This is a genomic window from Vibrio sp. QJM3NY_35, from assembly GCF_057785915.1.
Map to the genome: position 1 here is coordinate 1660441 of NZ_CM173508.1, position 14403 is coordinate 1674843.

A 14403-nucleotide genomic window follows, 5' to 3' on the forward strand; every position below is an offset into this window, starting at 1 on the left:
ATTAAAAGGTCTGCTAAACATGAATGTTTTAGTTACAGGTGGCATGGGTTACATCGGTAGCCATACAAGTATCCAGATGATCAACGCAGGAATGACACCTGTACTTTTTGATAGCTTGTATAACAGTAAACCAAGCGTTCTAGAGCGTATCGAAAAAGTATCTGGTGTTCGCCCTAATTTCATTGAAGGTGACGTTCGTGATAAAGCGCTTTTGACTGAAACCATGAAGCAACACAACATTGAAGCCGTTATTCATTTCGCTGGCCTAAAGGCGGTTGGTGAATCTGTGGCCAAGCCACTTGAATACTATGACAATAACGTGAACGGTACGTTAGTTCTTGTTGATGCAATGCGTGACGCTGGTGTGAAAACCTTAGTATTCAGCTCTTCAGCAACGGTCTACGGCGATCCTGCGAGTGTGCCTATCACAGAAGATTTTCCAACAAGCGCAACCAATCCTTACGGTCGTAGTAAGCTAATGGTTGAAGAGTGCTTAACCGATTTCCAAAAAGCCAATCCAGATTGGAGCATTACACTGCTGCGTTACTTTAACCCAGTAGGTTCACACCCAAGTGGTGAGCTAGGTGAAGACCCGCAAGGTATTCCAAATAACCTAATGCCATTTGTCTCTCAAGTAGCCGTGGGCCGCCGTGAATTCCTATCGGTATTTGGTAGCGATTATCCAACAAAAGATGGGACTGGTGTTCGTGATTACATCCACGTCATGGATCTGTCTGATGGTCATATCGCAGCGCTTGAGAAAGTAGGGCGTAAAGACGGTCTTCATATCTACAACCTTGGCACTGGTAACGGTTCGAGTGTATTAGATATGGTTAAAGCGTTCGAGAAAGCGAGCGGTAAACAAGTCCCTTATAAACTGGTCGATCGTCGCCCAGGTGATATCGCAGAATGTTGGGCAGACCCTGCTAAAGCTCAGAAAGAGCTCGGCTGGAATGCGACGCGTACATTGACTGAAATGACGGAAGATACATGGCGCTGGCAGTCAACGAATCCTAATGGTTTCCCTGGCTGATCTAGTAGTTTCATGAATGATTAATATACAAAAAGATACTTTAGGGCATCTTTTTTGATCTAAATCGAATAAAAAGTGAATTAGTGGTTAAAAAGTATCATTCTGTATCGGTTGTTGTTATCATGCTCGCGAATTATATGTTTAATGTTAATTTTCTTTGGAGTTAATCATGGAACTAGGCCTAATTATCACTTTCATCATTGCTGCTGCAGTTATGGTTAAGAAAGAGATGGCAGAGAAGTAATTTCACTTTATCCCTTTTTGATACAATTTTTAGTGAAATAATAAAAGCCAGCATTTAGCTGGCTTTTTAGTCTCTGCTGTATACGTTTCTGTGGTTCAGCTTACTAACGAATTAGAATTCGTATTTAGCTGAAATGCCGTAGTTTCTTTCCGCTTGAGAGTTCTCTTTGTAAAGCTCATCATCGCCACGAATGTCGTTCCAACGGTAGTACTCTTCGTTAGTTAAGTTGAATACGCCACCACGGATAGTAAGATCCTTCATTGGCTTGTAGTAAGCTGTCAGGTCAACAACCGCAGCGCTTGGAAGCTCAGCTTGACCAGCGTTGCCGCCGCTTTCGTCATCGAAGTTGATGTCTGAACCAGACTTGTTAGCTGTGTAGTTTAACTTAAGGCTAGTACCCCAGTTTTGGTTTGGAGCATCATAGTTAAGACCTAGTACAGCATTCCAAGGGTTAACACTATTCAGTGCATTACCGTTTCCGTCTTCACCTTCTGTATATGAAGCAACGAAGTGAGTTGAAATCCCCTTAGGTGCACCTACCAAAACATCCCATAGTAACGTGTTAGAGAATTCAACTCCCTTAATTGTTGCCGAATCTAAGTTAACGTTAGAGTAGTGTGTAGTTCCGCCAACTTTTTTCGTTACCACTGTTTCGATGAAATCATCGTAATCACTGTAGTAAGCCGCAATTTCAGACGATGAAGCCTGTGTATTATGACGGTAACCTAACTCATAAGAGATACTGGTTTCTGACTTAAGATCCGGGTTTGGATCGTTTACGTAACCATGTCCTGGGTTGTCATACGTGTAGTACAGTTCATCGAAAGAAGGGGCTCTAAAGCCTTGGCTAATTTGGCCAAAAATGGTGCCTGTATCAGTAAGTTTGTATGTTGAGCCTAAACGTCCAGTTACCGCAGAATCAGAGAAGTCCGTAAGTGACTCACCTGTATTTTTACCAGGGTCTGTAGAGAAGTGATCGAAACGAACGCCTGGAGTAACAACAAGTTTGTCGTTCATTAGGCTAATTTCGTCTTGTACAAACAGACCAAACTTCTGCTCTTTAGCATCAGGAGTGTATACATAAAGCTTATCATCCGTCGCAGTATCAGAGTTGTACTCCATATTGGTATTGCTGATGTCACTGTGTGTATAGGTTGCCCCGTAAACTAAGTAATGGTTGTTAATCTCTTTATCTAACTGTGTTTCAATCTCAAGCTTATCTTCGGTGTATTCATAGTCTTTTGTTTGTAAGTTATCGTTGTTAGCTGGCACCCAAGGTGGCATACCTGGACCCGCAGGCTTAAAGCGCTTCGTCACACCATTTTCTTCTTTAGATATGTATGACACTTTACTGGTCACTGTGTCAGCGATAGCGCCATCAGCGAACCAAATGTGTTTAATCGCAAATCGATTTTGCTCTGTATCATCTGCACCCGTGTAGCTATCGTAGCTTGAGTGATAAATGTCAGAGTCAGAAGTATCCTTGATTAGCTCAGCTAGAAACTCGATACGATGGCTTTCGTTCAATTGGTATTGCAATTTTACCAATAGGTTATCTGCAGATGTGTCTTGATCTTCTACTGCGTAATTCTCTAAGTTATTAGAGTCGCGGAAGTTTTGAAGCTCTTCACCGTCACGACGAGTGTAGGCAACCAATGTCTCTAAGTCACCAAATCGATTAGCTAATGCAACGTGCTCACTGAAAGAGTTATCTTCTGAAGAGTAAGACAGTTTCGCTTGGCCACCGAAGTCTTCGCCACCTTTCAAGAAATCAGAAGGGTCTTTAGTTTCAAAAGCAACAACACCGCCAATAGCATCACTTCCGTGTAAACTTGAAGCAGCACCTTTGATAATTTCGACACTTTTAAGCATGTCGGGATCGATTGAAATACCGCTAGAATTGATAAATGCGTATGGACCACCATCAAATGAACCTGGCTGAGAAGAGCCATCGACCAAAATCTTAACGCGTTTACCTTCCATGCCACGAATGTTGATGGTTTGTGCACCTTGGCGAGGGCTTGAGTTCATCGTTACACCCGGGGTGTATTCGAAGATTTGATTCACGTCTTTCGCCATATTCTCTTCAATTTGCTTATCCGAGATGACAGTAACAGAAGCTGCTGTATTGATAAGTGTTTGATTAGTACGAGTCGAAGATACAACAACCTCATCAAATAGGGCATAATCGTCAGCAAAGGCTGATGTTGATGAAAGCGCTAAAACGATTGAAGCAGAGAGTAGGGATTGCTTATACATCTGATAGTTACCTTAGTTCCATAGTATTATCTTGATTTGCGAGAGATAATATTGGATCTAAATGATAATTACTATTATTTGCATTTAAGTAATTTTCAATCTTATCAACTAATTCATAATTAATACTCTTAAATATCTGTATTAAAAAGACTTTTACAGTTCCATTCACATCCTGAATACTTCTGTTTTTGTGATTCAAGTCTCATTTATAAAGTAGGAAAGCTATGCATAGTCCAATAACACTTGAAGCGTTACACATCCTAGACGCCATCGACCGACGTGGAAGTTTCGCCGCCGCGGCCAATGAAATGGACAGAGCGCCTTCATCACTCAGCTATCAAATACAGAAGCTTGAACAAGATCTAGACATCATGATTTTTGACCGCTCAGGCCACCGTGCAAATTTCACGGAAGCGGGTCAGTTGATACTTGAGCAAGGTAGAATCATTCTTGGAGCTACAGAACGTCTTGTTAACGAGGCAAGCATTCTAGCCAATGGTTGGGAGCTCGATTTGACCATCGCCTTTGATGGCATTATCCCGATTGCTAACTTTTTCCCACTGGTAGATGAACTAGGAAAAATCAGTAAAACACGCGTTCGTTTGCAAGAGGAAATCTTAGCGGGTTGTTGGGAATCTCTCACAGATGGTCGTGCTGACTTATTGGTATGCCCTAAGCTCGATACAATTCCAAACGATATGAAAAGTGACGTAATTGGTAAAATGGAGATGGTGTGGGTCGCGGCATCAAGCCACTATGTTCACAAGCGTTCTGGTGAATTCGATCAGAAGGCGAGAGAAAGTTACAGGGTTATTGCCATTGCAGACACCGCACGCGATCAGCCAGCACTAAGCATCAATATTCTAGAGAAACAGCCACGTTTAACCGTGACAAGCTTTCCTGCGAAAGTAGAGGCTTTGACATCAGGACTAGGGATTGGCACCTTACCGAATAGTGTCGCTAAACCTTTGATTGAATCTGGCGTACTACAGCAGATCTCCGGTACAGAACCACAACCGATCGATATTGTTATGGCTTGGCGACGCAACAAAATGGGCGACGCCAAGTCTTGGTGTATCCAACATCTTAAAAAGACATGGGCGTTAAAGTAACGGTAACACCATATCTGCAGTACCATCTTCAAAACTGATATCTAGCTTAAAACCGAGCTTTTGAGCTAGTGTCAGCATCCCTCTATTGGTTGGCATCGTCATACCCGACATCTGCTTGGTCTGCTTCGCACAGCAGTAATCGATAACCTTGGTCATAAGAATGCGACCTAGACCAACACCTTTAAGGTCAGAACGAATCAATATTGCGAATTCGGCGTCTGTGTTCTCAGGGTTAATTAGTGCTCTTGAAACACCGATGATCGCAGGCACACCTTGTTCCTTACGAACGACCACAAAGGCGATTTCTCTATCGAAATCAATCTGAGTGAAATTCGCCAACGCCTCATGATTGAATTCACCGACATCACTAAAGAAACGCTTATAGAGATCTTCCTTAGACACACGGTTAATGAAGTCAGCATGAAGCGGTTCATCTTCGGGAAGAATAGGGCGCAGCAACACTTCTGTCCCATCTTTTAACTGGATGCGCTCTTCAAGCTCTACAGGGTAAGGGCGAATCGCCAGTCTTTCTTGTGGATCACCTTCGTAGGCTTTCAATATAATATCGGCATCCAATATCGTAAATTTGTCTCCATTAGCTAGTACTGGGTGTATATCCAAATCGTGTATCTCTGGGCAATCCACCACCATTTGAGAAATACGGACCAACAGCTCAGACAAACCTTCTATATCAATGGGGTTAGGCAGTTTTTGTAGGCGAATTTTGCCACTTTTTATCGCTCGAATAATCAAGTAACGCGCCAGTGTCATGTTAAGCGGTGGGAAAGCAGCCGCAGCATCAATCGATTCGTCCCACTCAGAGCCACCTTGGCCAAGTAAAATGATAGGGCCAAAGGTTTCGTCCGTTGTAACCTTAATACGCAGTTCTTGGCCGCCCGCGAGCTTGGCCATTCCTTGAATTAACAAGCCATGGATGTGCGCTGTAGGGAAGGATAATTGAGAACGATCGAGAATTGCCTGAGCCGCATTGGCAACTTCACTGCTGTTTCGCAAATTGAGCATCACACCTTGAACGTCTGACTTGTGTGCAATGTCTGGCGAACGAAGTTTTACGGCAACCGGATAACCAATTGTTTCTGCAATGTGTACCGCTTCACTTGGGTCAGAAGCAATCCATGTCGGTAGCACATCGAGGTTAAAACTCTTGAAAAACTGGCTATTTTGGTGAGTATCAAGGCTAACTGTATCTTTATCCAGTAGTTGTCGTTCTATCCAACTTTTCGCATCTGCTAGATCTTCAATATGTACTTTTTCTGCCGTAGTCGGCGTTTCCATTAACTGACGCTGGTTACGTCTGTACTCGACTAAGTGCATGAATGCGACCACTGAGCTTTCAGGGGTTCGATAGGTAGGGAAACCAGCTTCGGTAAACAGCTTTCGTGCAGGCCTTGCTGTTAGCTCACCAGACCAATTCGTGAGGATGTTAAAGCGCTTGTGGCGAGGGTGCTTTTTAATCGCTTCAATAATTCGTTCAGCCGTTTTAGCGGAATGTGCAATTGCTGAAGGGCTATGCATGATAAGAATCGCATCCGCTTCATCGCCATCGAGTAAGATGTTTATGGTATCGATATAACGCTGATCACCAGCATCACCAACAATATCGATAGGATTGCTATGAGACCAACTCGATGGCAACACCTTGTTCAATTGGTCGAGTGTCTCTTCAGATAACTCTGCGAGTTTACCACCACGCTCAAATAGGGTGTCCACTGCCATAATTGCAGGGCCGCCCCCATTGGTAACAATAGCCAAACGCTCACCACGCAAGGGCACTGAATGAGTCAGTGTTTCTACCGCAGCAAACAGTTCATGTAAGTTCTTAACTCGTAGCATGCCACTACGTCGGATCGCAGAGTCATAGATAATGTCTAAAGTGTCAGCACCGCCAGTATGGGCCATGGCCGCCGCTCTGCCTTTCGCCGTGCGACCGCCTTTTAACACCAGAATGCGTCGGTTTCGCGATGCCGCACGCGCCGCAGAAATAAAGCGCCGAGCATCAGTAATGCTATCAACGTAAAGTAGTATCGCTTCAGTATGAGAATCGGTACTCAGGTAATCCAATAATTCCGAGAATTCGATATCACTGCCATTGCCTATCGAGATAAACGCTGAAAAGCCGATCTCTTTGTCATTAGCCCAATCTAAAATCGTGGTACACACAGCAGCAGATTGAGAAACAAAAGCGATTTTACCAGGTAATGCTGTTACTGGAGAGAATGATGCGTTCAAATTTAACCAAGGGACAATCACCCCCAAACTATTGGAGCCAAGCACTCGGATGTTGTTCTTTTTGGCTATCGCCAGGCATCTTGCGTCATACGTCTCACCATTATCACTTTGTTGTTGCATGTCGGATGAAAGCACAATGACAGAAGCTATGCCTTTCTCAGCCAGCTCTTCAAAAATGGCGACATTACGAGTCGCATTGGTACACAATATCGCAAGGTCAGGAACGATCGGCAGCGACAAAATGTTTTTGTAAGAGAGTACACCTGCCACCGAGTCATATTTTGGCGTAACCGGCATCACCGCACCTTTGAAATCCCCGTGCAACAAATTGTTCATGACGATATATCCTGCACGCATTTCTCGTTGAGAAGCACCAACAACAGCGATTGAGCGGGGTTTAAGTAGGGGATCAAGATGATTCATAGACATATCCTAGCAATGCACGTAAGTTCATCGTAACTTACTTTTCACTAACGGGTTGATGGCAAATTCACCGAATTAAGATGAATAAGCAGACACTGCATAAAGTTTGTGAAATAGGTCACCCACTAATGGTGTATAATCTCAAAGTTAACTTGATTCTAAACCGACGTATCGGCATGATTTATAGTAATTATTATTAAGGATATAGAGCTTTCCATGAAAAAATTTGCAATTGTGACTTTGCCACTGCTCTTGGCTGCATGTGTATCTGACGACTACGTTACCAATGTCACTTCAGATAGTTATCAAGAAGAGTACAAGACGGCCAAAGTTGAAGCTCCAGTTGTATCTCAATCTGAGCAAACAGGCGTTGTTGAAGAAAACGTTGTCAGCGTGATCAGAACTGAACCTGTTGAACAGAAAGTCACTCAAACGACTAAAGCTAAGCCAGTTGCATTAGTGACAGGACCAACGAAGAAACAACAAGACATGAACCAGCGTTTTGGTTACACAGTTCAAGTTGTTGCTGTTGGCAGCCAAAGTAAAGTCGATTCTTTCGTGAAAATGCTACCTACGACTTCTCAGCCAGTTTGGGAAAACTACAAAATGGTTAACGGCACTAAGTGGTTCACCGTACTTTATGGTGACTATGCAACGCGCTTAGAAGCTAAAAAGGCAATCTCAACGCTGCCGAGCACTTTCCAAAACTTGAAGCCGTTTGTTAAGAGCATTGATGACATCAAGAACTCTGAATACCCAACGCTTAACAAGTTGAACTAAGTTTTAATTCATAAAGAAGGGGCAAATGCTCCTTCTTTTGTTTTAAGACTCGCTGTTTTGTTTAATAGTTAATCGCTCGCTCTTTCGAACGCAATTTTAACAATCAAAACACTGTACCTATCTCGACTTTTGTTTATCATTGAAGTCACTATTCCTAGTTTCAAGGACCGAATTTACCCATGAACACCACAAACATCCTTCTACTTTGCGGCGGTGGATCTTCAGAGCATGAAGTGTCTTTAGTTTCAGCTAATTACCTTTTTGAACAACTCAATAGCGTTGCAGATTTTAACGTTGTAAGAGTTGAAATTAAAAACGAAGGCTGGTGTCTTGATTCAGGTGAATTGGTTTATCTTGATATTAATGATCAAACCTTACGCGGTGACAATTTAGCATCTAAAGTCGATTTCATTGTGCCTTGCATCCACGGCTTCCCAGGTGAAACCGGTGATATTCAATCACTGTTTGAAATGGCTAAAATTCCGTATCTAGGCTGTGGTTCAGAAGCAAGTAACAACAGCTTCAATAAAATCACTTCAAAGCTTTGGTACGACGCGCTTGGCATTCCAAACACGCCTTATCTATTCTTATCAGAAAACGATGAACAAGCTCACTCACAAGCGACTCAAGCCTTTGAAAATTGGGGTAAAGTGTTCGTGAAAGCGGCCCGTCAAGGCTCTTCCGTAGGTTGTTACCAAGTTAACCAAGTAGAAGATTTAAGCGAAGCGATCAACAAGGCGTTCACTTTTTCGGACCAAGTATTGGTTGAGAAATCAGTGGTGCCTAGAGAGCTAGAAGTTGCTGCTTATGAAATCGATGGCGAGCTACATATCAGCAAACCGGGCGAGGTGATTGCACCGAACGGCGCATTTTACTCTTACGAAGAGAAGTACAGTGCAGACAGTCACTCGATCACTGAAGTTGAAGCAAGCAACCTCACTGATGAGCAGCGTGAACTGATTGCAGAAAGCGCTCGAAAAGTGTTTACACAGATGAAGCTCCGCCATTTATCTCGTATCGACTTCTTCTTAACGCAAGACAACGAAATCTATCTGAACGAAGTCAACACCTTCCCAGGTATGACGCCAATCTCCATGTTCCCTAAAATGGTTGAGCATGACGGCCACAAATTCAGCCAGTTCTTAGAGAACTGCGTGAGAACAAGCCTTTCTTAGGTTTCTAACTCGTTTTCGTTCACTTAGAGCTGAACCCAAAAGTGCCTTAAGCTTTCGCCAAGGCACTTTTTGTTTTTAAAGCTAGCCGTTTTTTTTACGAATCTATCATTTAGCCACAACTTATATCCAAGTAACAATATCCAAGTAATTACGAACCGTTTATTGCCAAGGTATTAGCGCCTTAAACTTCATCTTTTCACTCTCAGCCGTTCCCGTGAAACCCACATATTGGGCTGGCATGGCAGGGCTAAGCCAGCGACCAAAGTCCTGAATCTCTCTAACCTTAAGACCTTGTTTCGACAACTCTTGTGCGGCACCAACACGAATCGAATTTCCAGAGAAATGGTGGTTTTCTGGAAGTTGAAGTAAGTCGCTTGCTCTTCTCAATATTCGGTAAATGGACGAATCATCTAAAGGCTGTAAACCAATATTCTCATGCTTGTCTATCGCACGAAACACAGGCAAATCGTCTTGTGGTCCAGTAAACGAAAGCCAACGTTGAAGTGCAACACTGGCTATTTGTGATAACTGATAAGCTGAATCTTTGACTGTTACTTGGTAATGATCTTCAACGTACTCAACATCGGTAATCGACAACGCCTTAAGTTCTGAGCGCTTTAAAGCACACTCGAACATAACGTTGATATGACCCCCACTGTCAATTAAAACGTAGAAGTTTCTGCTCCCACATTTCAGAGCCTTTTGTTTATTTTGAGATAGTGTTAACGCATAGATGAAGCAAGTAATTTCGTCGGTTCTCATGCTGATATACGTGGATTACTCATCGCGAGATGAGCAGCGCCTACCTTACTTATTTCGTCGTGGCACCTGTCTTCAGTCTATGCTCGTGGTTCAATAAAGCGCGAGCTTTATTGCCATCCTAACGCCGTCGGTGTTTGTGCCACACCCGATGCTCTATCCAATGCGTTAACACTAATTCTTTTCTCATACAGGCAGCCTTGCAATCCGTGTTTTTGGTTCGACTGCGCTAACGACCACCTCTCTTGCGATAGCCCAGATATACGCGATCATTTCTCTTGCGATAGCGGCGACGACAACGTTTCGATGTTTGCCTTTTTGTAGTAATCGTTGATAGCGGCGACATAATCGTTGCTGAGCATGCCAAGCAATATCGACAATTTCTTTGGGCAGTCCTTCTTGTCGCAGTTGCAGTTCGACGGAGATATTAGCTTTGTGCTTATAAGTATGTGCGCCCTCAATAAGCAACCGTCGTGCTCGACTGTTTCCGCATTTGGTGAGGCTCCCTCGCTTCGTTTTACCGCCACTGGAGCTTTCAGTCGGTACGAGGCCAACATAAGCCATAAGTTTTCTGGGATGGTCGAAGCGACGTAGGTCGCCGAGCTCGGCAATGGTGCCGAGAGCAACAAGGAGTCGCACCCCCCGCATAGCTTGAATGGCTTTGACAACAGGGTAGTAACGCCAGTTTTTGACTTGGTGTAATAACTCGTTATCTAACCGTTGTAATCTTTGCATCCGCTCACTGATGGTGATGATCATTTCTTGCAATACAATCTGTTGGCTGTGATGGGGAAGAATGAGGTCGGTTAGCCACCGTAGATGCTTTTTAGACCAGTTATCATTCACCGTCGCTTGTACATTATTACGTAGAAGAAAGCCTTTGAGTTGGAATTTTGCATCTTTAAGATCTTTCATCGCGGTTTCTCGAGCCCTTGATAAATCTCTTATCGCCTCGTCTTCAGATTCAGGCACATAAATAGGCGTAAGCTCTTCAGCCTTAAAAAGCTTGGCAAGTTTTGCAGCATCCCTCTTATCTGTTTTGACTCTATCCCCTGATTTCTTTGGAATAAGGGAAGGAGCGATGACACAGCAGCAGTGGCCAAGGCTGGTGAGCAATCGGTATGTCCAGTATCCACATGGCCCAGCCTCGTAGACAAAATGGAGGGTGGCTTTTGGATATTTAGATTGCAGTTGTTGTGTGAGTTTAATGAGGGCGGACTTGTTAGACTTTATCCGTCCCAAATGTTCAGGTGTAGCCCCGCGTTGCTCTTGCAAGACGGCGACTTGGATAAATGACTTATGCGTATCTAAGCCAATGAAAATTATGCTATCGTTATTCATGCTAGCCTCCAAATTTAGTTGTTTGAACACACTAATTATGGCTCTGGCTTTACGCTAACCCACGAAATTGGAGGCTAGCACCTCGTGGGGGTCATTATGTCTATAAATAGCGATGTCTCTGATCTCTTTCAAGTTTGCTTTATCATGGGAGAGTAACGTATTTAAATCAGTGAGATGCACAGATGTCATAGCGTTGGTTTGTTTGGCGTCACCGGCCATTTGAGATTGTAAGTGGAGCAGGGTAAAGCGAACTTGCCTATGCTTGATCGGGTTAGCAAAGCTCAACACAGTATGTAACATACTAAGCGTTGCAGTGTAACGTTTCAAGGATGCGTATTTTCTATCGTTGGACTCCATCTCAAGAAATCGACGCACAGCGGTTATAGAAGCGGGAAGTGTGTTAATACGATGTTTGGTACAGAATGCATGATAGCGATTCCAATCACTATAGATACCCAACAGTGAATTGTGAGAGTATTGAAATCCTGTCAATTCATCTATAATTTCAATTGTCGCGTGCCTTTTTAATTTTTCAACAAATGAATTAATTATCACAGAGTCGGTTAAAATAGGAACTTTTTTTCTCAAATTACCGTACCTCAACAGGTTTTTTTACCATATTATGCTTGATATCATTATAAGTATACTTATGATTAATGTAGTGAAAACAAAAAGATGATTAATAGATATGGCTAATTCAATTTACCGAAGCGTCCATCTTCAATCGATAGATGCTAATAACACAGTTTGGCGTGCTAAATTAAAAAACAACGTTATTCAGGGCAACCTAGCTGCCGTAAAAAAGAGTATTGATTGGTGGATTGAAACCGCGTCTATTATTGATCCAAAAGAATTCACGTCATTAAATAAGTCGAGAGGAACTGGTGGCTCGACTGAAAACTTCAACGGCTACCAAATCAAGAATGACACCGGTGAGCCTAATGCGTGGTATTGCATGTTTAACGGTCGCTTAATCAAAGGCGGCAAGATTGCAATCCAGCGTCATATAGAAGCTTACTTACTCGCAAAACAAAAAGCAGAGCAACAAAAGAAGTAATTTATGAGCCTAGTATATTCAACAGAAACAGGTCGTATTAAACCTGAAGAAGAGAAAGTCCAACGTCCTAAAGGCGATGGTATCGTTCGAATCCAAAAAGAAACCAAAGGCCGTAAAGGCAAAGGCGTTTCTGTCGTAACTGGCTTAGACCTAGATGACGCACCGTTAAAACTAATGGCAGCAGAACTCAAAAAAGTGTGCGGCTGCGGCGGCTCAGTAAAAGATGGTAACATCGAAATTCAAGGTGACGCGCGCGACAAGATCAAAGCGCACCTTGAAAAGAAAGGCTACAAAGTTAAATTTGCTGGCGGCTAATCTCTAACTAATACCAGGGTTAAAATCGAAGATTATTATCACTGGATATTAGGTATTTTATGGTAAATAGGCAATATGGTTAAATACACAGTATAATTCAGAGAATATCGACACCAAATAAAGGCAGGGCATCACACAAAGAGTCCTGCCTTATAAACATCAAACCCGACTTATTTAACATAACGTACATAATACGCACTTAGGCTAGTTTGTTTTTGAGGGGCTTTCTGGGCTCATACAGAGATTCTGAACGTTGTTACTGACAAGGTTTTAGAGCATGTTCCATTGCTTTCTGATCTGTCTCATATGGCCCATAGATTTTTACGTTGTGGTTTTCATCTTTATCAACGCTTGTAACTGACATGAACCAGTCACCAACTAAGAATATCTCATCAGCAAGTTCATTCACTTCTTGGAAGTTTAAGCCAACAACATTCGACACCATACATTGAACTTGGTCTGTGTCATCTCGATAGCCAAGCATTTTTACATAGTTATGGTTGGACTCACTCATGAGCAGCATTTTTTTTAATAACTCCAAGCTGTCGAAGACTTTTTTGTACTGACGCTTGGCAACTACATCATTGGCATCATCAACGGCTTTATCTACATCGTTGTGTAACCAGTTAATGACTTCTTGGAGTTCATCAGATTTCATGACTTGATCTTCCATTATTTCATCGACCTCACGAGCTTAATGCCGAAGCGCTTTAATTCCAGTCCACCGAAGTTATTCACGGTAAAGCTTGAGCTATCAAGTTTGTAGTTTCCTGATTTATATGCAGATTGGTCGTCTTGTAATGATAGCTTCATTTCGACTGGGAACTTACCACCTAGATATGCATATCCGATTTGTTCTCTTATCGTTCTAGCTTGTTTACCATCTTTGCCTGGTAATGTTCTTGTGGTCTGCTTACATCTGTTTTGTACTCATGATTCAGCGCGCTGTGTGTAAACCTTGTGGGCATTGCTGTCGTTTCTTTTTCAGATTTTACACACGCCACCGTGTTTCTTGTTGGCTACACACGTTGAATTCTGTTTTGGGCTATCCACTAAACCAGTTAAGTTTTCTCACACGAGCTCGTCTGTAAGTTTTCATGCTGAGTTTTTTAAACCCAACTTACAGCTCGCTCTAAGTTTGTGCTTGTTGGTTAGATTATTGGATTACTCTGTGTTCTTCAGATCTACGCAATGTCACGAACAGACATGTTCACATGGGTTAAGTCACTTTACCGAAACTCACAAACATTCACTCTAGTGGTTACTTGCCCCTAGATCATCATTGGAATGGATTTAGATACACTTTGACCTCACGCCTGAATGTGCGACCAAACTTAACCTAACTAATCCTCAATAGTTTTGACTGATAATCTATAAAGCTATTTAGTCTTCGACTCTTAACACGACGTTGCCCTGCTCTAGCAGATCAGAAATCGCTTGTTGGTACGCTTCTTAGACAAGACTTTGTTCCAAACGCGCTCATAATTATGTAAGATTTGCTGCCGAAAGATAGTCGATACGCCGAAGCTCAATTCACCCTCAATACGGTGTCGTCGAATGGTGACCAATTTGGCCTCAGTCCATGAAGGCACTGGTTTGGTGGGACGTTGAGAATGAAGTGCTTTTTTCTTTTTCACCATGTCGAACCCTCGTCT

General features: G+C 42.8%; 10 protein-coding genes and 3 pseudogenes. 6 read left to right on the forward strand and 7 right to left on the reverse strand.

All coding sequences use genetic code 11. From position 1 onward, the window contains the following. Positions 1–19 precede the first annotated feature (19 nt). Complete coding sequence (gene galE / locus AC3CH3_RS22545) at positions 20–1033, forward strand: UDP-glucose 4-epimerase GalE (protein WP_017079232.1); 1014 nt, start codon at positions 20–22, stop codon at positions 1031–1033. Positions 1034–1388: 355 nt separating this feature from the next. Here the strand turns inward: galE and AC3CH3_RS22550 are convergent, their stop codons facing one another. Beyond that, entirely contained in the window at positions 1389–3536 is a 2148-nt protein-coding gene (locus tag AC3CH3_RS22550; RefSeq protein ID WP_488538509.1) for a TonB-dependent hemoglobin/transferrin/lactoferrin family receptor, read from the reverse strand. Between the two features lie 224 nt (positions 3537–3760). Between AC3CH3_RS22550 and AC3CH3_RS22555 the strand changes: the two genes are divergently transcribed. Next, entirely contained in the window at positions 3761–4648 is an 888-nt protein-coding gene (locus AC3CH3_RS22555; RefSeq protein ID WP_372073413.1) for a LysR family transcriptional regulator, read from the forward strand. Here the strand turns inward: AC3CH3_RS22555 and AC3CH3_RS22560 are convergent. After that, positions 4640–7321, reverse strand: coding sequence for a bifunctional acetate--CoA ligase family protein/GNAT family N-acetyltransferase (locus AC3CH3_RS22560; protein ID WP_488538510.1), 2682 nt, complete (start codon positions 7319–7321; stop codon positions 4640–4642). The two genes, AC3CH3_RS22555 and AC3CH3_RS22560, sit on opposite strands and share 9 nt — an antisense overlap. Positions 7322–7537: 216 nt before the next feature. On the opposite strand from AC3CH3_RS22560, the gene AC3CH3_RS22565 reads away from it, so the two are divergent. Both AC3CH3_RS22565 and AC3CH3_RS22570 read left to right on the forward strand, forming a co-directional pair. Then, positions 7538–8101: an SPOR domain-containing protein gene (locus AC3CH3_RS22565; RefSeq protein ID WP_488538511.1), complete on the forward strand. Its 564-nt coding sequence runs from the start codon at positions 7538–7540 to the stop codon at positions 8099–8101. 179 nt (positions 8102–8280) lie between these two features. Further along, positions 8281–9276, forward strand: a complete 996-nt coding sequence (locus AC3CH3_RS22570) for a D-alanine--D-alanine ligase (RefSeq protein ID WP_488538512.1) — start codon at positions 8281–8283, stop codon at positions 9274–9276. Between the two features lie 159 nt (positions 9277–9435). Here the strand turns inward: AC3CH3_RS22570 and AC3CH3_RS22575 are convergent. The 3 genes and pseudogenes from AC3CH3_RS22575 to AC3CH3_RS22585 form a co-directional block, all read right to left on the reverse strand. Beyond that, a pseudogene (locus AC3CH3_RS22575) lies at positions 9436–9918 on the reverse strand (tyrosine-type recombinase/integrase); the annotation flags it as partial. A gap of 303 nt (positions 9919–10221) precedes the next feature. Beyond that, positions 10222–11376 carry an IS110 family RNA-guided transposase gene (locus tag AC3CH3_RS22580; protein ID WP_102461521.1) on the reverse strand — a complete coding sequence of 385 codons (1155 nt, stop codon included), beginning with the start codon at positions 11374–11376 and terminating at the stop codon, positions 10222–10224. 102 nt (positions 11377–11478) lie between these two features. Further along, positions 11479–11964, reverse strand: a pseudogene (locus tag AC3CH3_RS22585) (tyrosine-type recombinase/integrase); the annotation flags it as partial. A gap of 100 nt (positions 11965–12064) precedes the next feature. Here AC3CH3_RS22585 and AC3CH3_RS22590 point away from each other — a divergent pair. Continuing rightward, positions 12065–12433: a DUF3319 domain-containing protein gene (locus AC3CH3_RS22590; RefSeq protein ID WP_048660165.1), complete on the forward strand. Its 369-nt coding sequence runs from the start codon at positions 12065–12067 to the stop codon at positions 12431–12433. Positions 12434–12436: 3 nt separating this feature from the next. Next, on the forward strand, positions 12437–12748 hold the full coding sequence (gene yciH / locus AC3CH3_RS22595; RefSeq protein WP_008221404.1) for a stress response translation initiation inhibitor YciH: 312 nt from the start codon (positions 12437–12439) through the stop codon (positions 12746–12748). A 256-nt stretch (positions 12749–13004) separates the two neighbouring features. Here the strand turns inward: yciH and AC3CH3_RS22600 are convergent, their stop codons facing one another. Both AC3CH3_RS22600 and AC3CH3_RS22605 read right to left on the reverse strand, forming a co-directional pair. Next, a complete protein-coding gene (locus AC3CH3_RS22600; protein WP_488538513.1) occupies positions 13005–13406 on the reverse strand; it encodes a hypothetical protein in 402 nt (133 codons plus the stop codon). Between the two features lie 14 nt (positions 13407–13420). Next, positions 13421–13654: pseudogene (locus AC3CH3_RS22605) on the reverse strand (single-stranded DNA-binding protein); the annotation flags it as partial. Between the last annotated feature and the right edge of the window lie 749 nt (positions 13655–14403).